The sequence below is a fragment of the Streptomyces sp. NBC_01334 genome (assembly GCF_035983595.1).
Lineage (GTDB): Bacteria > Actinomycetota > Actinomycetes > Streptomycetales > Streptomycetaceae > Streptomyces > Streptomyces coriariae.
Genome location: NZ_CP130718.1, coordinates 9,522,872 through 9,548,545, shown reverse-complemented (window position 1 = coordinate 9,548,545; position 25,674 = coordinate 9,522,872). Strand labels below are relative to the sequence as shown.

The window sequence follows — 25,674 nt, the reverse complement described above, 5'->3', positions numbered from 1 at the left end:
GACACCGCTGCAAACCATGCAAGCGCTGCGAAAGGACCGAGACATGCCGACAGCGACCGCGGCGGAACTCCGCTGCTACGAACTGTGGGACCCGATGCCCGACGAGGTACGGGAGGGCGCCAGGCGGTTCGCCACCGTGCAGGCGCTCAACGAGCTGGTGGGCGTGCTGCCGTTCGCCGAGTGGCTGGACCGCGCGCCCAGCTGCACCAGGCGGCAGATGCTGATGGCCAAGGTCCAGGACGAGGTGGGCCACGGGCACGTGGCCGCGCGGGTCGCCGAGGACCTGGGCATGCCGCGCGAGCGGATCCTCCTGGACTACCTGGAGGGTCGCTCGAAGGTGCACAACATCTTCCACTACTCCTTCGCGTCCTGGGAGGAGTTCGGCCCGGGGCTGCTCCTGATGAACTCGGCGGCGATCCTCCAGTTCCGGTCGCTGATGAAGGGCGTGTACCTGCCGTACGCCCGGGCGCTGCGCAAGATCGAGCGCGAGGAGTCCTTCCACTACCAGCACGCCCTGGACCTGACCCACGAGGTACTGACGCACGGTGACGCCGACCAGCGCCGCCGGGTGCAGGAGGGGTTCGAGATGTGGCTGCCGCGGGTGCTCGCGTACCTCGGTCCGCCCGACACCGAGACGCTGCACGCCAACCGCATGCACCAGATCGGCCTGAAGCCCGACGGCAACGACGAGTTGCGCCAGGCCTGGCTGAGCAAGATCATTCCGGTCTTCCAGAAGCTCGGCGTGCACGTGGATCCCGCGATGGTCCGCCAGACGCCGTCGGGCGAGTGGGAGTTCGCCATGCCCGACTGGGCCGAGGTGAAGAAGGTCGTCGCGGGCGGCGGCCCGGCGTCGCAGCGCCGACTGGACTGGGTGCGCAGCGCCCTGGACCGCAATACGCGCTACCGGCGCGCGCTGCGGGGGGTGGCGTGATGCCGCACGTTCCCACCGACACCGACGTCTACGAGGTGTTCGCGCAGGTCGGCACCGGCTCGGCGCTCAACCACGTCGGCTCCATCGTCGCGCCGCGCCGGGACGCAGCCTGGCACTTGGCCAAGGAGACCTACGGGCGCCGCGACGACCTCTCCCGGCTCTGGGTCGTCCGGCGCACCGATCTCATCGTCTCCGACGCCGGTGACCGCGGCCTGCTCGCCGCCAAGACCCGGATGCCGCACCGCCAGCCCCGCTTCCCCACCACGCGCCGCATCGACCGCTCCGCAGCCCCGGACACCGCCGCCACACAGACCTCCGCTGCCCTACAACAGCGCCCCGACGGCTCCGCGTCCGAGCGCGGCGGCGACCCGCGCGGGGCCGCTGACCGCGCCCTGACCGGGCTGTGGATGGCGCTGGCCGACGACCTGTTCGTGCTGGGCAACCGGCTGGGCGAGCGCATCGTCGACTACATCGACCTGGAGGAGTCGCTGGCGGTCGGCTCGATCGGCCAGGAGGCACTGGCGCACGCCGAGACGGTCCTGGCGCTGCACGGATTCGACGGGCCCGCCGCCGACGCCCACTTCTTCGAGCGGCCGCAGGCGCGGTGGCGGGTGTCCCGGGTCATCGGCCGGCTCGGCGACTGGCCGTCGACCGTGGCGTGCGGTCTGGTGATCGCCGCGGCCGTCACCGTGCTGGCCGAGGAGCGCGCCGCGGACGAACCCGCGATCGCCGCCATCCGCGACGAGCAGCTGGTCCACCTGGACCACTGGCGGCGGTGGGCACGGGCGCTGGCCGCCTGGCCCGAGACGCGTGAGGAGTTCGCGCAGGCGTACGCCGAGGTGACGCAGAGCGCCGGCGACCTGTTCGACGCCGGCCCGCAGGACGTCCTGACGGGTGCGCTGCCCGGCCCTTCGGCCGCGGCCGTGGAGCTGCACGGCCGTCTGGCCGCCCTGGTCAGCGACAGCGGCGGCCCCGGATCACTCCTGCCGCACCTGCCGGTGCCGCGGGCCGCGGGGATGGGCGGGAGCGTCCTGGCGGACTGCCTGGCGCGCGGCCGTGTCGTCCGCGAGCAGTACGCCCCGGAGGTGTTCCTGTGAGCCCCGACCCGCTCACCGACGTGGTCGCCGACGTGCGCGACCCGGAGATCGACGTGGGCCTGGGCGATCTCGGAGTGGTGCGCTCGGTGTCCAGGACCGGCGGCCGGATCGTGGTCCGCCTCGCCCCCACCCGGCTCAGCTGCCCCGCCCGCGGCGAGATCGCCCGGCGGGTACGGTCCGCGCTCACCGCCGCGGCGCCGGGTCAGGGGATCGAGATCGTGTGGGAGCGCGGCGTGTGGCAGCCCGCGGCGGTGACCACCGCCGGCCACGACGCGCTGCGCACCGCCGGGTACCGCGTGGCGGGCGCCGCTCCCCGGTGCCCCTACTGCGGCAGCGAAGACGTCCTGCGGGCCGGCCGCTTCGGCGGCGCGGTGTGCAAGGTGCCCTACGACTGCCGCGGCTGCGGCTCGCCCTTCGATGTGATCGGTACAGCCGGCTGCTCCGCCGTGCTCCCGGTACCCGACGTCACGCAAGGAGGATCATCATGAGGCTCGCCGGAAAGACGGCCGTGATCACCGGGGGCTCCCGGGGACTGGGCCGGGCGATCGCGGAACGCTACCTGCTGGAGGGCGCGCGGGTGGTGTGCGCGGCCCGCAACCCCTACGACATCAAAGAGGTCCTCGACCTGGCGCCGGGCCGCGGCGCGTACGTCCCGGTCGACGTCACCAGCAACGACTCGGTCGCCGCGTTGATGGCCGAGACCGCCGAGCGCTTCGGCGGCGTCGACATCCTGGTGGCCAACGCCGGTGTGAGCCGGGACGGGCGGGTGGACCGGCTGCCGGTCGCCGATTGGCAGGACATGGTGGCCACCAACCTGACCGGGGTGTTCCTGTGTACCCGGGCCGCGATTCCCTACCTGGAACGCAGCTCGGCCGCCCGGATCGTCAACGTCTCCTCCAGCATGGCGACCCGGGTCGCGATCGGGGCGGCCGGCTACTGCGCCACCAAGGCCGCGGTGGAGATGTTCACCCGGGTCAGCGCCGTCGAGCTCGGCCCCCGCGGCATCCTGGTCAACTCCCTGGCCCCGGGCATCCTCGACGAGGGGATGGGCCGGCAACTGACCGACAACGACAAGGTCTGGTCGCGCTACAGGACCAGGTTGGCGCTCGGCCGGCCCGGCGGCGCCGACGAGGCCGCCGACGCGGCGGTCTTCCTGGCCGGTCCCGAGTCGAGCTACGTCAACGGCCACGTACTCGAGGTGAACGGAGGCCTGCTGTGGTCATGACGACCGCACCCGCGGTGGGCCGCCCCTCCGCGTGGCTGGAGATCGACGGAGCGGTGGGCATCCTGCGCCTGGGCCGGCCGCCGCTGAACGTGCTCGACCGTGCGGCGCAGTCCGCGTTGCGCCGTGCGGCCGAGCAGGCCGCGGCCGACGAGCGGGTCCGCGCGGTGGTCCTGCACGGCGGGCCCACGGCCTTCTCGGCGGGGGCGGACATCAAGGAGATGGCCGCGATGACACACGCCGACATGGTGCGGCACGCGGCGGTGCTCCAGGGCGCCTTCGACGCGGTGGCCGCCATCCCCAAGCCGGTGGTGGCCGCGATCAACGGACCGGCCCTGGGCGGCGGTTGCGAGCTGGCGCTGACGGCCGACGCACGCATCTGCGGCAGCGAGGCACGCCTGGGCCTGCCCGAGATCCTGCTCGGCGTCGTCCCGGGAGCCGGCGGCACCCAGCGGCTGCCGCGGCTGATCGGTCCGGCCAGGGCCAAGGAGCTGATCTTCACCGGACGCCAGGTCGGCGCGGACGAGGCGCTGGAGCTGGGCCTGGTGGACCAGGTCACGCCGACCGGCCAGGTACTGGAGACCGCGCTGCAGTGGGCGCGGCGCTTCGAGAAGGGCCCCGCACTGGCCCTGCACGCCGCCAAGACGGCCGTCGACCAGGGTCTGGCGACCGATCTGGCCGCCGGGCTGGCCATCGAACGGTCGGTGTTCTCGGCCCTGTTCGCCACCGAGGACCGGTTGACGGGCATGCGGCGGTTCGCCGCCGACGGGCCCGGCCGAGCGACCTTCAACGGGAGGTGACCACCATGCGTACAGCGACCGGCGGGTTCCAGCGCGCCCGCGACCACCTGCTGTCCTCCTACGGGGACCTGCCGCGCGCCCGTGCCTTCCCCCGGCCCGACCTCGGCGAGACGTTCAGCTGGGTCGCGGACTGGTTCGACGCCGTCTGCGACGGCAACGACGCCACCGCGCTGCGCGTGGTCGACCTGGACCGGCAGGGCGCGGTCCTCGCCGACACGGCGCTGAGCTTCGCCGAGCTGGCCGAGCGCTCCCGGCGGGTCGCCGGATGGCTGCGGTCGATCGGCGTGGGGCGCGGGGACCGCATCCTGCTCATGCTCGGCAACCGGGTGGAACTGTGGGAGTGCGTGCTGGCCGCGTTTCGGCTGGGCGCCGCGGTGATCCCCGCGGCCGTCCAGCTGACACCCGACGACCTGGCCGAACGGCTGGAGCGCGGCGAGGTGCGGCATGTCATCGCGCAGGCCGACCTCACCTCCAAGCTCGACGGACTGCGCGGCGGATGGACGCGCGTCGCCGTCGGGGACCGGGTCGAGGGCTGGCAGGACTACCAGCGGGCCTACGCCGCCGCACCGCTGCGGGAGACGGTACGGACCCGGCCCGAGGAGCCGTCGCTCATCTACTTCACCTCGGGCACCACCGCCCGTCCCAAGATGGTCGGGCACACCGGGCTGAGCTATCCGATCGGTCACCTGTCGACCATGTACTGGATCGGCCTGCGCCCCGGCGACGTGCACCTGAACATCTCCTCGCCCGGGTGGGCGAAACACGCCTGGAGCTGCCTGTTCGCTCCCTGGAACGCGCAGGCGACGGTCCTGGTCGTCAACCAGCCGCGGTTCGCGGCGCGTCCGCTGCTGGAGATGATGTCGCGCTGCGCGGCGACCTCCTTCTGCGCGCCGCCCACCGTGTGGCGGAGCCTGATCCAGGAGGACCTCACCCGGTGGCCGATGTCGCTGCGCGAGGCGGTGGCCGCCGGGGAACCGCTCAACGCGGAGGTCGTGCACCGCATCCGCGACGCCTGGGGCGTCACGGTACGGGACGGCTACGGGCAGACCGAGACCACCGCCCAGATAGGGACCCCGCCGGGGATGCCGGTCGTGGAGGGCGCGCTGGGCTGGGCGCTGCCGGGCTACGACGTGGCGCTGCTGGACCCGCAGACCGACGCCCCCGTCCGGGGCGGCGGTGCGGAGGGCGAGATCTGCCTGCCGCTGGCCGGCCGGCCGCTCGGCCTGATGAGCGGGTACCTCGGCGATCCCGAGGCGACCGCGCGCGCCATGCGCGGCGGCCACTACCGCACCGGCGACTTCGCCACCCGCGACGCCGAGGGCCTCTTCCGCTACCTGGGACGCGGTGACGACGTCTTCAAGGCGTCCGACTACCGGATCTCCCCCTTCGAACTGGAGAGCGTGCTGCTGCGGCACGCGGCCGTCGCCGATGCCGCGGTGGTGCCCTCACCCGAGCCGCTGCGGCTGGCCGTTCCCAAGGCGTACGTGGCGCTCGCCGCCGACTACCGGCCGGAGGCGCAGACCGCGCAGCAGATCCTCGCGCACGCCCGCGAGCACCTCGCGCCCTACAAGCGGATACGCCGGATCGAGTTCGCCGAGCTGCCCAAGACGATCTCCGGCAAGACGCAACGGGCCGAGCTGCGCAGGCGCGAGGAGCAGCGGCTCGCGCGCTCGGCGCAGGAGTGGTGGGAGGAGGACTTCCACAGCTAGCTCCCCGTTCCGCCGGGTGTGGCTGCCGGGGCGGCGTCGTCTGCCGCGGACCAGGCGCACTTCATCCGATCGGTGAACGGGCTGCGCCGCAGGCGGACGTTCGAGGGCGCAGCCCGTTCGGCCGGCTTTCGGCCCCGGATCCTCACCGGCACTGTCGACCATCGAGCCCCGGAGACGCCATGAATCCCGTCCTCACACCCGAGGGGCAGCGCAGAAGAGCCGTGCTGAGCAGCCTCATCGGCAACAGCATCGAGTTCTACGAGTTCCTCATCTACGGGTCGTTCTCGTCACTGTATTTCGGCAAACTGTTCTTCCCCTCCTTCTCCCCCACCGCCGCAACCCTGCTGTCGCTGTCGACGTTCGCGGTCGCGTTCGTGGGCAGGCCGCTCGGCGCCTTCGTCTTCGGGCACTTCGGGGACCGGCTGGGCCGCAAGACGACGCTGGTCACCACGCTCACCGCGATGGGCGGCGCGACGGTCCTGATCGGCCTGCTCCCCACCTACCGGACGATCGGCGTCGCCGCCCCGATCCTGCTGACGGCCCTCCGCTTCGTCCAGGGGTGCTCGCTCGGCGGGGAGTCCAGCGGCGGATTCCTGATGGCGCTGGAGAGCGCCCCGCCGAACAGGCGGGGCTTCCTCACCGCCGTCGTCGGCACCGGCAACGCCTGGGGGCTGCTGCTGGCCAACGGCGTCCTGCTGCTCGTCACGATGCTTCCGGACCGGCAGGTGCTGGCGTGGGGGTGGCGGCTGCCGTTCCTCTTCAGCGCGGTGCTCGTGGCCTTCGCGCTGCGCGTCCGGCTGCGGCTCGCGGAGACCCCCGAGTTCGAACGGGTGAAGTCCGAGGGCGCGGTCAGGTCCATGCCAGCGTTCGACGTCGTGTCCCGGCACGGTCTGCTCACCCTGTGCGCGTCGCTGTCGGCGCTCCCGATGTTCCTGGTCTTCTACCTCGGTTCGGTGTTCTCGCTCAGGTACGCGTCGACCATCCATGTGAGCCGCTCGGAGATGCTGACGCTGCTCGCCGGGTCGTGCGTCTTCCTGATCCTCGCCATGCCGTTCTTCGGCCGGCTGGGCGACCGGCGCAGCCGCAAGGCGGTCTTCGTCGGCGGCATCGTCGTCATGACGGCGGCCCCGTTCGCCTGGTTCCCGCTGCTCGACACCCGTTCCTTCCCGCTGATGGCGCTCGGTTTCCTGGCGCTGTTCGCCGGGTTCGCCGCGAACTACGGCGTGCAGGGGGCGTTCTACCCGCAGCTGTTCCCCACGGCGCTGCGGTATTCCGGCATGTCCATCAGCTACAACGTGGGCGGTCTGCTCGGCGGCGCCGTCAGCCCGCTCGTCGCCACGTCACTGCTCAGCAAGTACCACAGCTGGACGCCGATCGCTCTCTACATGGCGGCGGCCGGCGTGATCGGCCTGGCCGCTTCGCTGTTCCTGCGGGAGCGCTCCGCCGACTCGCCCGTGCAGCACGCCGCGGCCGGACTGCCGGCGGCGGCGGCCGCGTCTGCTGACGTCGCCGCCGCCAGGAGTTAGGCGGAACCGGCGGAAGTCCCCGTGCAATTCTCCAGTGAGGGAGTCACCCCATGTCGTCCCCGGCCATCACCAGATGTCCCGTTCTCGATCCCACCGGCCGTGCGATGCACGCCGAGGCCACCTCGCTGCGCGAGGCACCGGCCGTGCTGGTGGAGCTTCCGGGGCCCGTCCGTGCCTGGGCGGTCACCCGGCACAGCGTCATCCAGGCGTTGACCAACGATCCGCGCGTCTCGCGCGACCTGCGCCGGCACTGGCCCGCTCTGGCCCGGATGCCCGAGGGCTGGCCGCTCGCCGCCCTCGCCCTGCAGCAGAGTTTCTTCAACTTCTACGGCGAGGAGCACCGCAGGTCCCGGCGCCGCGTCGCCCCCACGTTCTCGCCGCGGAAGGTGGAGCAGATGCGTCCGCAGGTCCAGACGACCGCCGACCGCCTGGTCGACGCGCTGGCCGCGCTGCCGCCCGGGACCGTCGCCGACGTGCGCCAGGCCCTGGCGCTGCCGCTGACCATCACGGTCATCTGCGACCTGTTCGGCGTCCCCGACCACCTGCGCACCAAGATCGGCACGGGGATCGACGCGGTGCTGAACTCCTCGCTCGGGCCGAGGGAGGCACTGGCCGCCAACAACGCCCTGTACGAGCGGCTCGACGAGTTGCTGCGGTACAAGAGGCAGCACCCGGCCGCCGATCTGACCAGCGACCTGCTGCTGCCGTCCGACCCCGGTCAGGAGCCGATGTCGCAGGAGGTACTGCTCGGCACGCTCTTCCTCATGATCGGTGCCGGTTACGAGACCACCGTCAATCTCATCACCAGTGCCGTGCAGGCCGTGCTCGACCACCCCGAGACCCTCACCCGGATCCATGAGGGGACCATCGGCTGGCAGGACGTCATCGAGGAGACGCTGCGCATCGAGGGCCCGATCATGCACATACCGATGCGCTGTGCCCTCGAGGACATCGACCTGGGCGAAGGTGTCGTCATCCGCAAGGGTGATGCGATCACCGTCGGCTTCGCGGCCGCCGGACGCGACCCGGAGCTGCACCCGCAGTGCCCGGAGCGCTTCGATCCCACACGGTCCGGCAAGGAACACCTCGCGTTCGGTCACGGGCCCCACTTCTGCCTCGGTGCTCACCTCGCCCGGCTCGAAGCGGACGTCGCCCTGAGCACGCTCTTCAGCCGGCTGCCCGATCTCGCCCTGGCGCACCCCGGTCAGCGGCCCGCACGCGTGGAGTCCTTCATCATCAACGGCCCGCTGGGCCTGGAGGTCGTGCCCCGGCCGGCATGACGTGCCTGCGCCGCCGGCGCCGCTCCCCGAGGGCCTGGGGGCGGCGCCGGCGGCGTCCGTGTCGTCGGCCGGATCGCCCGGCCCGCTCCAGCGCGGCGCCGACCGGGACCGCCTCCCGGCCGGCGCCGTCTGCCGGACGGCTGTCCGGCGCGGCCACCGATGAGGTGTGGGTGCAGACCGTGCCACAGCCGCGGAACCACGCGCCAGCCACGAGGCAGGGCGGAGCCGACGCCAAGAAGCAAGCAGCGGCGCCCGGCGGGAGGACCCGCCGGGCGCCGCTGCTTGCGTCGTGCTGATCGCCGGGGCCGGCGGTGGTCAGCCCCAGAGCTGGCCGAGCGCCGCCGGCGAGCGGTGGCGCAGGGTGTTGTCCAGGTGGATCCCGCGGGCGACCCGCTCGGCCTGGACCCGGGTGGAGGCGATGAGCAGCGGCATCACCGAGCCGCCCTCGGGCAGGCCCGCGTAGTACAGCCCCGGCAGGGTGCCGGCGCCCGCGCGGTGCACCGGCATGCCGCTGTCGTCCAGGGCGGTGCGGGGCAGGATGCGGTAGTCGGGCACGAATCCCGTGGCCCAGACGATCGTCGTGATGTTCCGGGCGGCCAGGTCCAGCTTGTCCCCGTAGTCCGCGAACAGCGAGGGGTCGAAGGGGGGTACGGAGGTGCGCTCGGGCACGACCAGGCCGTGCTGCTCTATCGCGGTGTCGATGGCCTCCAGGAGTTCGGTCTCGGCGCGGGCGGCGTCCCGCGCGATCGCGCGGACGTTGTCCTCCAGCAGCAGGATGCCGCCCTGCGCGCCGCGGACGGTGCCGACGAGGGTGACGCCCTTGCGGGCCAGCACGCCGAGGCTGAGGTCACGGCCGCCGGCCTTGCCGCTGAGCACGGACACGCCGGGCAGTACGGGCGAGTCGCCGCGCCCGCCGGACGCGGACTCCAGGTTGCCCTCCAGCGGCAGCAGCTGCAGCCAGTCCAGGACCTGGGCACCCCGGTAGCGGCGCGGCGAGGTCTTGTGTCGGCCGACCGCGAGGTACACCTGCCGGCCGGCGTCGCGCAGGTCCTCGGCGATCTGCTGGCCGCTGTTGCCCGAGCCCACGACGAGCACCGCGCCCGGCGGCAGGGACCGGGGGTCGCGGTAGTAGCGGGTGTGCAGCTGGGTGACCGCGGGGTCGATCCGGGCGGTCAGCTCGGGCAGGCGCGGCGAGGAATAGCCACCGAGGGCGGCGACGACGTTACGGGCCTCGACGGTCCGCCCGTTCTCCAGATGGATCCGGAAGCGCGCGTCGGGGTGGGCGGGGGCGTCGACGGGTGCCTCGACCGACCGCACGGGCGTGTGCTCGCGCACGTCGATGCCCGCCTGGGCCACGTAGCGCCGCAGCCGCGTGGCGACCTCGCGGGCCGGCATGTACCCCTCCGGGTCGTCGCCGTCGTACGGCATGCCGGGGAACGTGACGGTCCGGTTGGGCGTGTTGACGCGCAGGCTCTCCCAGCGCTCCTTCGCCCAGGCCTGGCCGGTCTCCCCCCGCTCGAAGACCACCGCCCGGTAGCCGAGCCGGGCGAGCGAGCCCGCGACCGAGCACCCTTGCTGGCCCCCTCCGACGACGGCGGTCTCGACGAACTCGGTCATCATGGCAGCGCTCCTGGTCCGCATAGGAAGTGGATTCTCGTCACGCGGTGGTGCCTCATCCGGCGGTTGACGCGCCGGTGGCGTCGGCCCAGGGCAGCACGACCGTCTTGCCCGTGGCCCGGTCGGCCTCCATGCGGCGGTGGGCGGCCACGATGTCGTCCAGGGCGAAGACGCGGTCGAGGTTGGGCCGGTAGACGCCCGCCTCGACCTCGTCGACGATCCGCTGCAGCAGGCCCTGGCCGGTGCTGCCCTTGAGGGTGTCGCTGTGGAAGGCGGTGAGCCTGGTCCCGGTCGGGATCATCGCGATCGGTTCGAAGGCGGGGATCAGCCAGCCGCTGAGCGAGCCCGCCACGCACACCGTTCCGCCGCGGCGCACCAGCTGCAGCGAGTCCGGCACGGTGCTGGTCCCGACGAGGTCCAGGACGTGGTCCGGGCCGTCGGGCCACAGCGCGTGCACGGTGTCCGCCAGCGGCTGGGCGTCGTCCAGGAGGACGTGGTCGACGCCGGCCGCCTTCAGCGCCTCCGCCTTGTCCTTGCTCCGGGTGGTGGCCGCGGTCTCGACGCCGTGGCCGGAGGCGATCTGCGCCGCCGCCAGCCCCACCGAGGAGGTCCCGCCGCGGATCAGCAGCCGTCCGCCGCCGTCCGGCGCGATGCCCAGGGTGTCCAGGGAGCCGCGCGCGGTCAGGTAGGTCTCGGGCAGCGCGGCCAGGACCTCCCACGGCAAGGTGGTGGTCACCGGCATCAGCAGGGCGTTCGGCAGCAGCGCGTACTGCGCGTAGCCGCCGTCGAACTCCCGGCCCATCTCCCCCATCACCGCCGCGACGGTGCTCCCGGCCGGCAGCCGGGGGTCGGTGGAGTCGGCCACGGTACCCACGCACTCGATGCCGAGCACGCGGGGGAAGGAGACGCTCGGGGAGTGCCCCTGACGGGTTCTCAGCTCGGAGCGGTTCAGGCCCGCTCCTTCCACGCGTACCAGGCTCCAGCCGTCGCGGACCTCGGGGACCGGCAGTTCGCGGATCTGCAGGACCTCGGGACCGCCCGCCTCCGTGCAGACCGCCGCGCGCATCGTCGTACTCACTTCCGACCACCTCGGGTGTGTGCGGACATCTGTCAGGCTTCGCCGACGACGTCGAGGGACGGCGCCCAGCGGGGGATCGCCTCGCGGCCGGAGGGCAGGCGCAGGCTGCGGCTGAAGCTGTACTCCTGCAGCGTCTCCAGGGCGTGCTCACGACCGTATCCGCTGGCGCCCACACCGCCGAACGGCGTGCCGGTGAACGAGCGGTTGTAGTGGTTGACGAACACGATGCCGGCCCTCAGCTCTCGGCTGACCCGCAGGGCGCGCTCGGAGTCGCGGGTGAACACGCCGGCGACCAGGCCGTACTCGGTGCCGTTGGCGATGCGGACGGCCTCGGCCTCGTCGCGGAATGGGATCAGGCACACGACCGGCCCGAAGATCTCCTCCTGCGCGATCCGCATGCCGGGGGTGACGCCGGTGAACAGGGTCGGCGGCACGTAGTAGCCGTTCGCCAGGTCCGGGTCGGTGGGCAGGGGCGCCTGCGCGGCGATCGTGGCGCCCTCGCCGACACCGATCTCCAGGTAGTCGAGCACCCGCTGCCGCTGCGCGGGGTTCACCAGCGGGCCGACGTGGGTTCCCGCGTCGGAGCCGGAGCCGACCTTCAGCCGCCCGACGGCGGACGCGAGGCGGCGGGCCACCTCGTCGTGCAGGTCGGCGTGGACCAGGACCCGCGAGGCGGCGGTGCACGCCTCGCCCTGGTTGAAGTAGCCGCCCTCGACCGCCCAGGGCAGGGCCGACTCCAGGTCCGCGTCGTCGAAGATCATCAGGGCGTTCTTGCCGCCGAGTTCCAGCAGCGTCGGCGTCAGGTTGTCGGCGGCCGTCCTGATCACGGCCTGTCCCGTGGTGGGCGCTCCGGTGAAGGAGATCTTGCCGACCAGCTTGTGGCCGGCCAGCTGGGCGCCGGTCCGGGCGCCGCCGGGCACGATGTGCACGACGTCGTCCGGCAGCACCGACTGGACCAGCTCGGCGACGCGCAGCACCGACAGCGGCGCCTGCTCCGGCGGCTTCAGGACCACGGCGTTGCCTGCCGCCAGGGCGGGGGCGAGCTTGCCCGCGGTGTGCAGCGGGGGCCAGTTGAACGGCACGATCGCGCCCACCACGCCGAACGGCTCGCGCACCGTGACGTCGAGCATGCTGCCCGCGTCGCGGGCCTGGCCGGGCATCGCCTCGCACAGGCCGGCGAACAGCTCGAAGACGGTGACCGCGCCCTCCAGATCGAACTGGCGCGCCTGGGTGAACGGCTTGCCGTTGTCGCTGGACTCCAGCGCCGCGATCTCGTCGGCGTGCTCGCGGATCACCTGGGCGACCTTCCACAGCCACTTGCCGCGCTCCCGCGGGGTGCGGGCCTTCCACGCGTAGTGGGCTTCGTGGGCGGTCCTGACCGCCTGGTCCACCCGGTCGGCGTCGGCGCCCTGGACGACCGCCAGGGGCCGGCCGGTCGCCGGGTCGTCCACGGTGAACCGGTCGGCCTCGTTCTCGGACGACCAGCGGGTACGCAGGACTTGTACTGCTTCGACGGTCGTGGACACGGAATCCTCCTGATCTTGCGCCGGGCGCGCCGGCTTCGGCTGGTGGTGGGGCTCAGTTGCGCGGGGCGAGCCGTTCGCGCAGCACCGAGGCGATCCGCTCGGCGACCACGATGGCGGGAACGTTCGTGGCCACGCGGGGCATCGCCGGGAACACCGAGGCGTCCGCGACGGTCAGTGCCTCGACGCCGCGCACGGCGCCGTCGGTGTCGACCACGGCGGTCGGGTCGTCGGGCCGGCCCATGCGCATCGTGGCGCTGCCGTGGTTGTAGTGCGCGGGCGCGCGGCGGACGGTGTCGGCCAGTTCCCGGTCGCTGATGTCGGGGCCCGGCACCCGCTCGTCGACCAGCAGGTCGGCCAGCGGGCGGGTGCGGGCCAGGCGGCGGGCCAGACGGACCCCGTCGGCGACCCGTTCGGCGTCGTCGGCGGCGGTGTACAGGCCTAGGTCGATCGTCGGCGCGTCCTCGGGGTCGCGCGACGAGAGCCGTACGCTCCCGCGGGAGCGGGGCTGGACGCAGGAGACGAAGAAGACCATGTCCCAGCCCGTGGGGTGGTGCGCGGCACGCGGCACGAACTGCTCGGGCAGGCTGCCGGCCGGCACCGCCGCGGACGGCAGGATCTGCACGTCGAAGTCGGGCTCGTCCGGCCCGTTGGCGACGCTGAGGACGCTGCCGAACACCGACCGGGCCTCGGCCGGGGGCGGCTTGGCCACATGGACGTTCCAATAGGCGGGGTGTTCGGTGAGGTTGCGCCCCACCCCGGGCAGGTCGGCCACCACACCGATGCCGAGCGCCGCCAGGTCGTCGCGGTCGCCGATGCCCGAACGCAGGGCGATGGCGGGTGAGTTGTAGGCGCCGGCGCTGAGCACGACGTGCCGGGCGGGGATCTCCTCCCCGGTCGCGAGCCGCACGCCCCGGGCCCGGGTGTCCTGGAACAGCACCCGGTCGACCAGTGTCTCGCCGCGCACCTGCAGGTTGGGCCGGTCGCGGACCGGGTTGAGGTAGCCGACGGCGGTGCTCAGCCGTACGCCGTCGGCCGCGCTGAGCGGGGTGCGGGCGAATCCCGGCGGGCCCGGCGCGTTGAAATCGGCGACCTCGGGGTGCCCGAGGCGCGCGCTTGCCTGCTGCGCGGCGACGGCGTGCCGGCCGAGGTCCCCCGGGGCGCCCAGGGTCATGCGGTAGGGGCCGCCCAGACCGTGGTACTTCTCCTCGCCGTACGGGTAGTGCTCCATCTCCCGGTAGAGGGGGAGCATCTGCGCGTAGCCCCATGCGGGGCCGGCCGCGGCGGCCCACGCGTCGTGGTCCGAGGGCCGGGCCCGCATGGCGACGCAGACGTTGACGGCAGAGCAGCCGCCGATGACGCGACCCCGCGGAACGGGCACCTCGTTGCCGAAGGCGTCCGGGACGCAGCGGTAGCCCCAGTCGTAGGTGTACGGGGCGTAGGCCGCGTCCTTGATGCCGGGCGGCATGTCGGCGGTGGTGGCGAAGTCGGGGCCTGCCTCCAGGAGGAGGACCGAGCAACGCGGTTCCGCGCTCAGCCGGTTGGCGAGGACGCACCCGGCGGATCCGCCGCCGATCACGATCACGTCGTAGGTCATGGCGGCCGCCTACACGGACCCGGGTCGGCCGGCGACGCGTCGCCGGCCGGGCGCTGGTGCGGTCATGATGCTGCCTCTCGCAGGTGTGGGACGTCCCAGTGGAGGTGCAGTTCTTCGAATCCGCGGGCGATGACCAGCCGTTCGCGGGTGCGGGAGTCGGCGGGGCCCAGGCGCAGCCCGGGGAGCCGGTCGAAGAGCAGCGGGATGGCGACGCGCAACTGGAGTCGTGCCAGGGAGGCGCCGAGGCAGGCGTGGATGCCGCGGCCGAAGGCCATCTGGTGCCGGCCGGGCCTGCTGCGCAGGGCGAACTCGTCCGGGTCATCGAACACGCATTCGTCCCGGTTGGCGGAGCCCCAGTGGACCATCACGCGGTCGCCGGGCACGAGGTGCCTGCCGCCGAGTTCCGTCTTGCGTGTCACGGTGCGGAACAGGCCCTGCACCGGGGACTCGAATCGCAGGATCTCCTCGACCATCGCCTCGACGGGTGCCTCGCCGGCGTGCAGGGCCGCGAGCTGGCGCGGGTTCTCCAGCAGGGTGACCAGGCCGTTGCCGATGGCGCGGGTGACCGTGACGTGCCCCGCGATGATCAGGTTCATCACGATGCGCATCAGTTCCACGTTGTCGAGACGGTGCTCGACGCCGTACTGCGCCAGGGAGGAGACGAGCGAGTCCTCGCCGGCCCGGTCCGTGTCGTCCAGCAGCGCCATCACGTAGTGCTGCATGGTGACGACGTCGCGGGCCCAGCCGACGCGCTCGGCCGGCTCACCGGTGCCGACGGACAGCTTCAGCCAGTTGGAGCTCCACTGCCGCAGCAGCGGCACGTCCCGGGGCGGCACGCCCAGGATGTGCGCCATGACGATCAGCGGCAGGGGCCAGGCGTAGCCCTCGATGATGTCGGTCGAGCCGTCCGCGGCGAACCGGGCGATCAGATCCTCGGCGGTGTCCCGGACGAAGGGTTCCAGCGCCGCCACGCGCCGCGGCGTGAAGACGCGGTTCACCGCCACGCGCAGCCGGGTGTGCTCCTCGCCGTCGCTCTCGGTCAGGTTGGGTGTCAGCGACCAGCCTTCGGCCAGGACCTGCTTCACCTCGTCGGACTCGGGTCCCGCGGTGATCCGCACCGCGCTCTCGGAGGAGAACGTCTCGGGGTCGTGGACGACGCGCACCACGTCCTCGTGGCGGGTGAGGACCCAGATGTCCCGGTCCCGGTCGTGGAGCACCGGGCACTGCGCGCGCATCTGCGCGTAGACGGGGTAGGGGTCGGCCAGCTGGTCGTCGGAGGTGGGGTCGAAGGTCGGCGTGGCGGTCATCGGGGACCCTCCGGCCGCGGCCTCCCGGCGGGGCCGCGCGGTGTCGGCCCGCCCGGACGGCCGGGGTCGAGTCGGATGACGGACATCGGTGTTCTCCCTCGTGGTGTGGGGGCCGGGATCACTCGGCGGCGGCCAGGGCGGGCACCGCGGCTTCGAGCTGCCCGCGCCCGGCGGCCGGCGGCCAGGCCGTGCCGACGTGGTCCGGGCCCGCCCGGTGGACCAGGGGCGTCACCGGCTCGGACAGGAAGGTGTCGTGGACGATCTGGGTCGCCGCGGCCAGGTCGCTGCGACCGGTGAGCACGCTGAGCCGGTTGGAGGTGACGTGGAGGTCGGTGCGCGCGGCGCCGACCGAGCGCAGGGCTTCGAGCAGCCGCAGCGGCGCGTACGGCTGGCGGCCGATGCCCAGGCCGACGACGGAGAGCCGGGCCAGGTTGGACGTCCAGTGCGCCTCGTCCAGGCGGATGCCGCGGTCGGTGTCGGCCAGGAGTTCCCGCATCTCCTGCACGCTGTCCTCGGGCAGCGTGAGCGCGATGTCGCCGGCGTCCTCGGTGCCGAGGTTGCCGTAGCGGCGCAGCTCGACCTCGGTCTCGCGCTCGACCAGTTCGCCGAGCAGGCGCAGGACGTGGTCCGTGGTGATCCGCCGCAGTACGCACCGGACCAGGCCGGAGCGCCCCGCGACCCCGGCGATCGGGCGGATGCGGCCGGCGGGTGTCCAGGACTGCCCGGACACCGCCCCGGCCGCGCGACGGCCGTCGCCCACCCAGGTCTGCGGGCCGATCGCGGCACTGTTGGAGCGCACCTTCAGGTCGACGCCGTGGGTTCGCGCGTAGTCGACCGAGTCGGAGGCGAGCACCTTGGCGCCGCTGACGGCCAGTTCGGCCATCTCCTCGTAGAGCAGGGCGGTGTGCCGACGGGCGCCGACGACCGTGCGGGGGTCGGCCGTGTAGACGCCTGCGACGTCGGTGACGATCTCGCAGTGGTCCGCGCCGAGCGCGGCGGCCAGGGCGACGCCGGTGGTGTCGGAGCCGCCGCGGCCGAGGGTGGTGCGGGCCCCGGTGGCGATCGACTCGCCCTGGAAGCCCGCGACGACGGGGACGGTTCCCCTGGCGAGCTCCTCCCGCAGCCTTCGCGGGTCCACCTCCACGATCGTGGCCCGGCCGTGGCGGTGGTCGGTGCGGATGCCCGCCTCGGGACCGCTGAACGAGCGGCTCGCGACGCCCTGGTGGTCGAGCGCCAGCGACACCAGTCCGGCGGACGCGGCCTCGCCCGTGCAGAGCAGGGCGTCGAGCTCGCGTGCGTCGGGGCGGGCGGTCACCGCGGACGCCAGCCGGAGCAGTTCGTCGGTGGCCCCGCCCATGGCGGACACGACCACGACGACCTGGTTGCCGTCCTCGCGCGCCGCCCGGATCTGCCGTGCCGCTTCGATGACCTTTTCAGGTGTGGCGACCGACGTTCCGCCGTATTTCTGCACTATGAGCGCCATCTCACGCACTCGCTTCCTTCAGATCCGTGGGACGTGGAAGACGTGGCTCGAGTGCCGCGCTGACCGCCGGTCCCCGGGGCGGTCACGTGACCGGCTCGGGCTCTACTGCTCGTGGAGGAACTCCCGGATCGCGTAGCCGACGTGGCGCTGGTCGGTCATGGTGTGGCCGAGGATGACGTCGCCGGGCTGCAGCTCGGTGAAGTTGTGCACGCTGCCGCCCGGACCGAGCGCCCGGACGTGCCAGTCGTCCTGACCGACCATGTCCACGAGCTGACCGCTGCGGGTGCGGGCCTCGATCCGCAGCATCGGGCGGGACTCCATCTTGATGCGGCCCACGACCACCGTGCGCACGCTGCCGTCCGTGCTGACGGCCAGGATCTCCGACCCGCAGTGCAGCTCGGACAGGTACTGGGTGCGGTTGCCGGGCGTCAGGGTGTAGGAGGACAGGGCGGCCGCGTTCACCCGGAACGGGCGGGTGGGCATGTACGGCAGCGGGTGGGTCTCGCTGCTGACGAGCACCAGGCCGGTGGAGTACGACCCGACCAGGATGCCCTCGTTGGGCCGCAGGTGCGAGCAGGTGTCGACGCAGACCCGGTCGCCCAGGCCGAGGTGGGTGAGCTGGACGATCTCCAGCTCCTCCATCTCCAGCGAGGCGGCCTCGCCCCGGGTGACCTGCACCAGCTCGGTGGCGTCGCCGACGCGCTTGGGGGCCAGCAGCACCGCGTCCGAGCCGCGCTCGAGCACGCCGATGGTGGTGGCCGCGTCCTCGACGTCCTCGACGACGGTGACGATGGAGCCCTTGGCCTTGTCGGCCGCGGCCAGGAGGATCTCCAGCGGGATCTTGCTGGGGTCCTGGCGGAACTCGACGAGGGTCAGCTCCGACTCGTTGGCGATCCGGCAGGCGAGCTCGAGGCTCTGCTCGTCCAGCACCTTGATCAGGACACCGGAGCGCAGGCCGGGGCGGATGCCCTCGAACTTCTCGGCGATGCTGTGGTCGGCGATCAGGATGTCGACCACGTCGACGAGCCGGTCGATCAGGGTGGTGGGCGTCTCCCCGGTGACGACGGCGGCCTTCTGCACGTTCGGCGGGACCTTGCCGGCCAGCTCGGGGTCGTCCAGCACCACGGTCTCGACGCCGATGTGGGTGCTCTCCTCGACGATGGCGGTGGCGAGTTCGGCGGCGGTGCCGCGGAGGTCGATCCATGCGGATTTCATGTTCACACCTTCGGTTGTGGGTTGCTTGCCTGTCGTGGTCGCGCGTGGCTGCCGGCGACGGGTCGTCACGGCGGTCTGCGATGGGGGGAATTGCCGGGTGGGGGAACCGTCGGCTGGGGGGATGCCCGTCAGACGGCCGCCTCGGACAGTTCCTGGCGCAGGGCCGCCAGGGCTTCGAGCGACCGGGGTCCGACGTGGACCCGGCGGGCCACCGAGCGGGCCAGCGCGCCCGGGTCCGGCGCCTGGAAGACGTTGCGTCCGACGGCGACGCCGAGCACGCCGGACTCCATCGTGCTGTCGATGAGGTCGAGGAACTTCCCGGTGTCCTCGAGCACGCCGCCGGCGGTGACGACCGGGATCGGGCTGGCCGCGACGACCTCGCGCATCGTCAGGGGCGAGCCGGTGTAGGGGAGTTTCACGATGTCGGCTCCGAGGTCCGCCGCGACGTTCGCCGCGTGCGCCAGCAGGACCGGGTCGGCGGGGTCGGTGATGCGAGGGCCGCGCGGGTAGACCATCGCGAGCAGCGGCAGGCCCCAGCGGGCACAGCTGCCGGCGACCGCGCCGAGGTCGGTGAGCTGGGCGGCCTCGGTGCTCGACCCCAGGTTGATGTGCACGCTGACGCCGTCGGCGCCCAGGGCAACCGCCTCTTCCACGGCGCCTACCAGAATCTTCGCGTCCACGTCCGGCGCGTGCTGCGTGCTGCCGTTCAGGTGGACGATCAGTGCCAGCCGCCCGAGCGCATCGGTCGGCAGGAACCGGACGCGCCCCTTGTGGACGATGATCCCGTCCACCTCGTTGGCGGCCATCGCCTCGACGAGCCCGGCGAATCCGGCGGCAGAAGCCACCGGGCCGTCGGCCAGGGAGTGGTCGAGCGGAACCAGGAACGTCGTCCCGGAAGCCGAGTGGACAATTCGCTGAACGCGACGGTCCTTTCCGGTCCAGCCGTATGCATCGGTCATTTTCTCAACACCCCGTCCCGAATCCAGATAACCGGATCAGTTCTCCGGCGCGCATTCGATGCGCTTTCTGTGGAAGTTTTTTCGATGTTTCCGGTGTTGCTTCAATGACAAAACCAAGGAATTCACCGGCCCGTCAAGCCCCGCGTTTTCCCTGCCTTTCAGGGTTTACCGTCGGCTGCCTCCGCCCGGGCTGCGCCGACCGGCGCTCCGACAGACGCACGGCAAGGTCCTGCCACGCCTGCACGCTCGCCTGCGCGAGTTCCGCGACGAAGTCGAGGCAGTGGTCGGGCAGGTCGAGGACGAGACCGTCCTGCGCCCGCGGGTCGATGGCGGCCACCGCGAGGATGCTCAGCAGCAGGCGGCCGGACTGGTTGAACCGTAGCGAGGGGTCGGTGCGCAGGGAGCGCAGCAGCGCGGTCGACCTGTCCAGCGCGACCGGCCCCGACGGCGCGGCCTGCGCGCGCGGCGCCTCCGCGTTCCGCGCGGGCGGGGCGGGCCGCTGTCCGGGGATCACCGCCCCGCTCTGCCGATGGAGCTGGTCGCGCACATCACGGACGGTGCCCGTGGACACACCGGCGACCGCACTCACCGCCCGCAGGGAGGAGGCGGGTTCCCGTAAGAGCATCTCCTTGGCGCGCTCGCGCCCGGCGGCGGTGCTGACGGGCCGCACGCGGCCGTCCCTGCCGATCCTGGCCTGCCCTCCGGGCCGCCCGACCGCCTCGCGCAGGGCGGCGATCGTCTTGGGCGACAGCCCGACGGCCGACGCTATCGCGCGGTTCGACCAGTCCTCCTGCTCGCCCAGGATGCGAGTGCCGGCCGCCTTGCGGTCGGCCAGCGACAAGGGCAGTCCGTGCCGCACGTTGAGCCGTACCGCCAGGACGAAGGCGCTCGCGTCGTCGCCGTCGAACCAGCGGGCCCGGACGGCCTGTTCGCCCCGTAGCAGGGCTGCGCGGACCCGGTGCACACCGTCGACCACCCGGTTGGTGCCGCGCTGCACGATGATCGGCGGCAGGTCGGCCTGCGATTCCGCCAGGACCCGTATGTGCTCGCCGTTCTCCCCCGCGGAGCGCGGCGAGTGGGAGAGGTCGAGCGTCGCGATCGGGATCCATTCGACGTCCGCGTCGGCGTCGGGACCGGCGTACCGCGCTTCAACGTCCACGCGCTCCGATGGGTGGACGCGCGCGTCACGTCGCCGGAGCACTGCTTCGCTGTTTGTCACGTTCGACCACTCCTCAGCCACACCCGCCGCTCTCGGTCAGGGGCCCCGGAGCCTGCGCGCACTCCGAGCGACCCGCCATAAGAATACCTCCGTCAAGGTATTTTTTTGCAACCTTGCCGCAGCACCCGGTGCGATGTGCAACCGGGGATTTCCCCGGTTGCACATCCGGTGACCGCGGAGGCGGGCCGCCGGGACCGCGCCGGCCAGGAGCAGAGCGGACCGGGCCGCCCTCGAGGAGGGGACCTCGCGGCGGCGGGCTCTCCTCCCGTCGGCGGGAAGGAAGGAGGACGGGGGCCGATGCACGGCCTTCCGGGGGCGTGCCCCTGCGACGGTCCGCCCGGCGCAGGGCGGCCCGGGCGGGCCGCGGTGCGGCGACGGGACGCCCTGCGGAGCCGGATACGGTGCGCGGTGATTTCCCGCGGGAAACCCGCACCGATCCGCGCGAGCGGAATGCAGATCGGTGTCGCGGACACGGTTCCTCTCCCCTCCCCCCGCCCCCGATAATCTGGCGTCCATTTCTTTCCGCGCGGTAAGCTGCCCGCGCCTTGGCCACCGGAGCCTCTGTTCCAATGCGCAGGCCCGGCCCGTGGCGTTCTCCTTCGACTTTCGGCCGGGCTCATGTGCCGGAAAGAATTCGCGGTCACAGAAAGGCGTGGTCATGGGTAATGATTCACCAGGCATCACCACGCGCGCTTCCGTGGGGAAAAGCCGGAAGCAGCGTATTGCCGAGTTGTTCCGGGCCGAGCCGGAGCTCGCCGACAGCATGCCGGTGGCCGGTGTCTTCGAGGAGAGCACCGGATGCGGGCCGCGCCTGTCCGAGATCGTCAGACGGACCCTGGCGGCGTACGCCGAGCGGCCCGCACTCGGCGAGCGGGCCAGGCAGTACGTCAGCGTGGACGGCCGCGTCACCGTGCGGCTGCTGCCCCGGTTCGACACGGTCTCGTACGGCGAGCTGTGGTCTCGGCTGAGCGCGGTCGCCGCCGACTGGTACCACCATCCGCAACACCCGCTGCGTGAAGGGGACTTCGTCGCGATCCTGGGCTTCGCCGGCACCGACTACACCACGGTGGATCTGGCGTGCGGTCAGCTCGGGGCGGTCGCCGTGCCGCTGCACACCAACGCCTCGGTCGACCACATCCGCCACCTGGTGGCGGAGGCCGCCCCGCGTGTCTTCGCCACCAGCGCCGACCGGCTGGCGACCGTGCTCGAAGCGCTGGCCGGGCAGACCTGCGTGCACCGGATCCTCGTCTTCGACCACCACCCCGAGCTCGCCGAGCACCGGGAGGCGCTGGCGGCCGCCGGCCGGCTGCTGGCCACGACGGGTGCACCGACGTCGGTGGAGCTACTGTCCGACGTCGTCGGCCGCGCGGGCTCGCTGCCGCCGGTGCCCGAACTGCCGCCGGACAGCGGCGCCGACGGGGCGCTGTCGGCACTGGTGTACACCTCCGGCAGCACCGGCACGCCCAAGGGCGTGATGTTCCCGGAGTCGACGGTGTCCCTCATGTGGCGCCCGCCCGCGGGATCCGACGACCAGTATCCGTTGATCACGGCCAACTTCCTGCCGCAGAGCCACCTGGTCGCCAGGAGGCTGGTGATCAAGACGCTGGCCACCGGCGGCACCGCGAACTTCGTGGCCGGCAGCGACCTGTCCACCCTCCTGGACGACCTGGCTCTGATCCGGCCGACCGAGATCGCCATGGTGCCGCGGGTCTGCGAGCTGCTCTTCGAGAGCTACCACGCCCAGCTGAACCAGCGCGCGGCGCGCGGCGAGCTGCGCGACGCCGACCACGCCGAGGTGATCGCGCACCTGCGCGACCACGTGCTGGGCGGGCGTGTCATCCACGCCCCCTGCGGGTCCGCCCCGCTCGCCCCGGAGCTGGCCGAGTTCCTCCGCAACGACCTGGACGTCCCGCTCCTGGACAGCTACGGCACGACCGAGACCGGTCTGGTCATGCTGGACCACCGCGTGCAGAGCCCCCCGGTGGTGGACTACAAGCTCGTGGACGTGCCCGAACTGGGCTACTCCACCGCCGACTCCCCCTACCCGCGCGGCGAACTGCTGGTCAGGACCGCACTCATCACCCCCGGCTACCACCGGCGCGCCGAGGACACCGCCGAGGTGTTCGACCAGGACGGCTACTACCGCACCGGCGACATCATGGCCGAGACCGCGCCCGGCGAACTGGTCTACGTCGACCGCCGCAAGAACGTGCTCAAGCTCTCCCAGGGGGAGTTCGTCGCACTGTCCAAGGTGGAGGCTGCGCTCGTCGCCAGCCCGCTGGTGCGGCAGATCTTCGTCTACGGGAACAGCTCCCGCGCGTACCTGCTCGCCGTGGTGGTGCCGACCCCGGAGGCGATCGCGCAGGCCGGCGACGAGACGGCGCTGAAGGCGGCGGTCGGCCGATCGCTGCAGAGCGTCGCCGCGCAGGCCGGACTGGCGCCCTACGAGGTCCCGCGCGACCTGATCGTCGAGACCGTGCCGTTCAGCCAGGACAACGGCCTGCTGACCGACTCGACCAAGCAGCTGCGCCCGCGGCTGAAGGAGCGGTACGGCGAACGGCTCGAGCGGCGCTACGCCGAACTCGCCGCGGGACAGGCCGCGGAGCTGCGCGCGGTGTGGCAGGACCGCGACCGCCCGGTGGCCGAGACGGTCGCCCGCTCCGCGCAGGCGCTGCTGGCAGGGCTCGACGTCGAGCCGGGCCCGGAGCGGCGTTTCACCGAGCTGGGCGGAGACTCCCTGTCGGCGCTGTCCTTCGCCAACCTGCTGCGGGAGATCTTCGGCGTCGAGATTTCGGTCGGAACCCTGCTGGGACCGGCCAACAGCCTGGGCGAGATCGCCGGACTCGTGGAGCGGCTGCGCGGCGGCGCCGCGGCTCAGCGGGCCACCTTCGCCGCCGTCCACGGCGAGCACGCCACCTCGGTGCGGGCCGCGGACCTCACTCTGGACAAGTTCATCGACGCTGCGACACTCACCGCGAGCACGGCACTCCCCCGGCCGGCCGGCGAGCCGCGCACGGTGCTGCTCACCGGGGCCAACGGCTACCTCGGCCGGCTGCTGTGCCTGGAGTGGCTGCAGCGGCTGGCTCCGGTGGGCGGCACGCTGGTCTGCCTGGTGCGCGCCGCCGACGACGACGCCGCCCGGCAGCGCCTGGAGGAGGCCCTGGACAGCGGGGACACCGCGCTCAAGAGCCGCTTCGCCGAACTGACCGCCGGCGGCGCGCTGCGCGTGCTGGCCGGCGACATCGGCGCGGCGCACCTGGGCCTGAGCGAACAGGACTGGCAGCAGCTGACCGCCACGGTGGACCTCGTCGTGCACCCGGCGGCGCTGGTCAACCACGTGCTGCCGTACCGGCAGCTGTTCGAGCCGAACGTGGCCGGCACCGCCGAGGTCGTCCGCGCCGCCCTGACCACCCGGCTGAAGCCGGTCGTGTACGTGTCCACCGTGGCCCTGGCCGCTCACGGTGCGGCCACGCCGGACGAGGACACCGACATCAGGGTCGCCCACCCCGAGCACGCGATCGACGACAGCCACGCGGGCGGCTACGCCACCAGCAAGTGGGCCGGCGAGGTGCTGCTGCGCGAGGCCCACGACCTGTGCGGGCTGCCGGTGACCGTGTTCCGCTCCGGCATGATCCTGGCGCATGCCCGGTACGCCGGGCAGCTCAACGTGCCGGACACCTTCACCCGACTGCTGCTGAGCCTGATCGCCACGGGGATCGCACCCGAGTCGTTCTACAGCGGCGCGGACGGCGACCGGCGGCCGCGGGCGCACTACGACGGGCTGCCGGGGGACTTCGTCGCCGCCGCGGTGGCCGCCCTGGGCTTGCGTACCGCCGGGTTCCGGACGTTCAACGTGGTCAACCCGCACGACGACGGTGTCTCGCTGGACACCGTGGTCGACTGGCTGGCCGACAGCGGGATCACCGTCCGCCGGGTCGGCGGCCACGGGGAGTGGCACGAGCAGTTCGAAGCCGCGCTGCAGACGCTGCCGCAGGCGCAGCGCCCGTACTCCCTGCTGCCGTTGATGGCCGCCTGGCGGGAGCCGCTCATCCCTCGCACGACGTCGGCACTGCCCGCCGGGCGGTTCCGCGCGGCGGTGCGCACCGCGGGCATCGGCGCCGAGCAGGACATCCCGCACCTGTCCCGGCCGCTGGTCGAGAAGTACGTGGCGGACCTGCGGCACCTGGGCCTGATCTCATAGGGCCCGTCCGCCCCGGGAAGTGACGGTGCGTTGCTTCCCGGGGCGGACGGGACGGCGCCGCAGCAGTCGGCGCGGTGCGCGGGCTCCTCCAGGAGTCCGCCGTCGGCGTCCGCCCCGGGCGGCAGTGCCCTGCTCGGGCCCGGTGGCGGACTGCCTCACCCCTGCCCGGAGCATGGCGGGATATCGCCGCGCGCTCCGGAGCACCTGGATAAGATCACGTCAATGCGTTCGGCGGCGCGTCGTCCGTAAAACATACCTTTTCAAAGGTTTTTATTCGGGGGGTGGAGGCTCGGCATGGTTCAGGAACGTGCAGCGCGTACACGGGAGCAGGTGCTCAACGCCGCGGCGGTGGAGTTCGCCGCGCACGGCTACATGGGCACGACACTGCTCGACGTGATCCAGCGCACCGGTATGACCAAGGGCGCGCTGTATGGGCACTTCTCCTCGAAGGAGGAGCTGGCGACGGCGCTGATCGAGGAGGCCGGGGACGAGCTGAGCACGCGCGCGGCGCGGGCCGGCGAGCCGGACGCTGCGGCGGTGCGCGCCCTGCGGGAGACCGTGCTCGATCTCGCCCGGCACCTCCGCGAGGACACGCGGGCCCGGTCCGCGTTGCGTCTCGCCGTGGAGAGCCCTCACCTGGACCGGCACGACCTCGGGCTGGTGCAACGGATCTGCCTGCCGCTGACCCGTGCCGTCACGCAGGCGCAGGCCGGTGACGGGAGCTCCGGCGGATATCCCCCGGAGGCCGTGGCCCGCCTGCTGGTGTCGGTCTTCTTCGGGGTTCCTCATCCCGTGCCGCGTGACGACGCCGACGCCGCGCGGCAGTTCGACGACCTGTGGGCGGCCGTGTCCGGGCCGCGAAGGGACGGATGGGCCGCCGCCGGCCCGCAAGACGCCTGAAGCGCCGGTC

At 72.7% G+C, this 25,674-nt stretch carries 19 protein-coding genes; 10 read left to right on the top strand and 9 right to left on the bottom strand.

Annotated features, from left to right (window positions below):
• Positions 1 to 43: 43 nt before the first annotated feature.
• The 8 genes from OG736_RS42370 to OG736_RS42335 all read left to right on the top strand — a co-directional run bounded on the left by OG736_RS42370 (position 44) and on the right by OG736_RS42335 (position 8,565).
• A complete protein-coding gene (locus OG736_RS42370) occupies positions 44 to 931 on the top strand; it encodes a Phenylacetic acid catabolic protein (protein ID WP_327187222.1) in 888 nt (295 codons plus the stop codon).
• On the top strand, positions 931 to 2,028 hold the full coding sequence (locus OG736_RS42365; protein WP_327187221.1) for a Phenylacetic acid catabolic protein: 1,098 nt from the start codon (positions 931 to 933) through the stop codon (positions 2,026 to 2,028). The genes OG736_RS42370 and OG736_RS42365 overlap by 1 nt, the downstream gene beginning before the upstream one ends.
• On the top strand, positions 2,025 to 2,516 hold the full coding sequence (locus OG736_RS42360) for a PaaD-like zinc ribbon domain-containing protein (protein ID WP_327187220.1): 492 nt from the start codon (positions 2,025 to 2,027) through the stop codon (positions 2,514 to 2,516). Before OG736_RS42365 ends, OG736_RS42360 begins: the two co-directional genes overlap by 4 nt.
• Positions 2,513 to 3,253 (top strand): SDR family NAD(P)-dependent oxidoreductase, encoded by a 741-nt coding sequence (locus tag OG736_RS42355; RefSeq protein WP_327187219.1) that lies wholly within the window; start codon positions 2,513 to 2,515, stop codon positions 3,251 to 3,253. The genes OG736_RS42360 and OG736_RS42355 overlap by 4 nt, the downstream gene beginning before the upstream one ends.
• The gene (locus OG736_RS42350; RefSeq protein ID WP_327187218.1) at positions 3,250 to 4,050 is read left to right on the top strand and encodes an enoyl-CoA hydratase/isomerase family protein; all 801 of its coding nucleotides are present in this window, start codon (positions 3,250 to 3,252) and stop codon (positions 4,048 to 4,050) included. The genes OG736_RS42355 and OG736_RS42350 overlap by 4 nt, the downstream gene beginning before the upstream one ends.
• A 5-nt stretch (positions 4,051 to 4,055) precedes the next feature.
• Positions 4,056 to 5,759 carry an AMP-binding protein gene (locus OG736_RS42345; RefSeq protein WP_327187217.1) on the top strand — a complete coding sequence of 568 codons (1,704 nt, stop codon included), beginning with the start codon at positions 4,056 to 4,058 and terminating at the stop codon, positions 5,757 to 5,759.
• Positions 5,760 to 5,938: 179 nt separating this feature from the next.
• Complete coding sequence (locus OG736_RS42340) at positions 5,939 to 7,285, top strand: MFS transporter (protein ID WP_327187216.1); 1,347 nt, start codon at positions 5,939 to 5,941, stop codon at positions 7,283 to 7,285.
• 50 nt (positions 7,286 to 7,335) lie between these two features.
• On the top strand, positions 7,336 to 8,565 hold the full coding sequence (locus OG736_RS42335; protein WP_327187215.1) for a cytochrome P450 family protein: 1,230 nt from the start codon (positions 7,336 to 7,338) through the stop codon (positions 8,563 to 8,565).
• Between the two features lie 315 nt (positions 8,566 to 8,880).
• On the opposite strand, the gene OG736_RS42330 is transcribed toward OG736_RS42335, so the two are convergent.
• The 9 genes from OG736_RS42330 to OG736_RS42290 all read right to left on the bottom strand — a co-directional run bounded on the left by OG736_RS42330 (position 8,881) and on the right by OG736_RS42290 (position 20,503).
• Entirely contained in the window at positions 8,881 to 10,185 is a 1,305-nt protein-coding gene (locus OG736_RS42330) for a flavin-containing monooxygenase (RefSeq protein WP_327187214.1), read from the bottom strand.
• Positions 10,186 to 10,237: 52 nt separating this feature from the next.
• Positions 10,238 to 11,260, bottom strand: coding sequence for a zinc-binding dehydrogenase (locus tag OG736_RS42325; RefSeq protein WP_327187213.1), 1,023 nt, complete (start codon positions 11,258 to 11,260; stop codon positions 10,238 to 10,240).
• A 32-nt stretch (positions 11,261 to 11,292) separates the two neighbouring features.
• A complete protein-coding gene (locus OG736_RS42320) occupies positions 11,293 to 12,786 on the bottom strand; it encodes an aldehyde dehydrogenase family protein (protein ID WP_327187212.1) in 1,494 nt (497 codons plus the stop codon).
• Positions 12,787 to 12,838: 52 nt separating this feature from the next.
• Positions 12,839 to 14,380 carry a GMC family oxidoreductase gene (locus OG736_RS42315; protein ID WP_327187211.1) on the bottom strand — a complete coding sequence of 514 codons (1,542 nt, stop codon included), beginning with the start codon at positions 14,378 to 14,380 and terminating at the stop codon, positions 12,839 to 12,841.
• Between the two features lie 62 nt (positions 14,381 to 14,442).
• Positions 14,443 to 15,687 carry a cytochrome P450 gene (locus OG736_RS42310; protein ID WP_327187210.1) on the bottom strand — a complete coding sequence of 415 codons (1,245 nt, stop codon included), beginning with the start codon at positions 15,685 to 15,687 and terminating at the stop codon, positions 14,443 to 14,445.
• Positions 15,688 to 15,805: 118 nt separating this feature from the next.
• Positions 15,806 to 17,170, bottom strand: a complete 1,365-nt coding sequence (locus OG736_RS42305) for an aspartate kinase (protein ID WP_327187209.1) — start codon at positions 17,168 to 17,170, stop codon at positions 15,806 to 15,808.
• 102 nt (positions 17,171 to 17,272) lie between these two features.
• Entirely contained in the window at positions 17,273 to 18,385 is a 1,113-nt protein-coding gene (locus OG736_RS42300; protein WP_327187208.1) for a 3-dehydroquinate synthase II family protein, read from the bottom strand.
• A 128-nt stretch (positions 18,386 to 18,513) separates the two neighbouring features.
• Entirely contained in the window at positions 18,514 to 19,344 is an 831-nt protein-coding gene (locus OG736_RS42295) for a 2-amino-3,7-dideoxy-D-threo-hept-6-ulosonate synthase (RefSeq protein ID WP_327187207.1), read from the bottom strand.
• 133 nt (positions 19,345 to 19,477) lie between these two features.
• A complete protein-coding gene (locus OG736_RS42290; protein ID WP_327187206.1) occupies positions 19,478 to 20,503 on the bottom strand; it encodes a ParB/RepB/Spo0J family partition protein in 1,026 nt (341 codons plus the stop codon).
• A gap of 757 nt (positions 20,504 to 21,260) precedes the next feature.
• On the opposite strand from OG736_RS42290, the gene car reads away from it, so the two are divergent.
• Positions 21,261 to 24,764, top strand: coding sequence for a carboxylic acid reductase (gene car / locus OG736_RS42285; RefSeq protein ID WP_327187205.1), 3,504 nt, complete (start codon positions 21,261 to 21,263; stop codon positions 24,762 to 24,764).
• A gap of 294 nt (positions 24,765 to 25,058) precedes the next feature.
• A complete protein-coding gene (locus OG736_RS42280) occupies positions 25,059 to 25,664 on the top strand; it encodes a TetR family transcriptional regulator (protein ID WP_327187204.1) in 606 nt (201 codons plus the stop codon).
• Positions 25,665 to 25,674: the final 10 nt, after the last annotated feature.

What these genes read in the sequence shown, in the direction of transcription:
- OG736_RS42350 (WP_327187218.1), top strand. Translation starts at nt 3,250, where the DNA reads ATGACGACCGCACCCGCGGTGGGCCGCCCCTCCGCGTGGCTGGAGATC.
- OG736_RS42305 (WP_327187209.1), bottom strand. Translation starts at nt 17,170, where the DNA reads ATGGCGCTCATAGTGCAGAAATACGGCGGAACGTCGGTCGCCACACCT.
- OG736_RS42300 (WP_327187208.1), bottom strand. Translation starts at nt 18,385, where the DNA reads ATGAAATCCGCATGGATCGACCTCCGCGGCACCGCCGCCGAACTCGCC.
- OG736_RS42335 (WP_327187215.1), top strand. Translation starts at nt 7,336, where the DNA reads ATGTCGTCCCCGGCCATCACCAGATGTCCCGTTCTCGATCCCACCGGC.
- OG736_RS42310 (WP_327187210.1), bottom strand. Translation starts at nt 15,687, where the DNA reads ATGACCGCCACGCCGACCTTCGACCCCACCTCCGACGACCAGCTGGCC.
- OG736_RS42315 (WP_327187211.1), bottom strand. Translation starts at nt 14,380, where the DNA reads ATGACCTACGACGTGATCGTGATCGGCGGCGGATCCGCCGGGTGCGTC.
- OG736_RS42295 (WP_327187207.1), bottom strand. Translation starts at nt 19,344, where the DNA reads ATGACCGATGCATACGGCTGGACCGGAAAGGACCGTCGCGTTCAGCGA.
- OG736_RS42365 (WP_327187221.1), top strand. Translation starts at nt 931, where the DNA reads ATGCCGCACGTTCCCACCGACACCGACGTCTACGAGGTGTTCGCGCAG.
- OG736_RS42345 (WP_327187217.1), top strand. Translation starts at nt 4,056, where the DNA reads ATGCGTACAGCGACCGGCGGGTTCCAGCGCGCCCGCGACCACCTGCTG.
- OG736_RS42355 (WP_327187219.1), top strand. Translation starts at nt 2,513, where the DNA reads ATGAGGCTCGCCGGAAAGACGGCCGTGATCACCGGGGGCTCCCGGGGA.
- OG736_RS42370 (WP_327187222.1), top strand. Translation starts at nt 44, where the DNA reads ATGCCGACAGCGACCGCGGCGGAACTCCGCTGCTACGAACTGTGGGAC.
- OG736_RS42330 (WP_327187214.1), bottom strand. Translation starts at nt 10,185, where the DNA reads ATGATGACCGAGTTCGTCGAGACCGCCGTCGTCGGAGGGGGCCAGCAA.
- OG736_RS42340 (WP_327187216.1), top strand. Translation starts at nt 5,939, where the DNA reads ATGAATCCCGTCCTCACACCCGAGGGGCAGCGCAGAAGAGCCGTGCTG.
- OG736_RS42280 (WP_327187204.1), top strand. Translation starts at nt 25,059, where the DNA reads ATGGTTCAGGAACGTGCAGCGCGTACACGGGAGCAGGTGCTCAACGCC.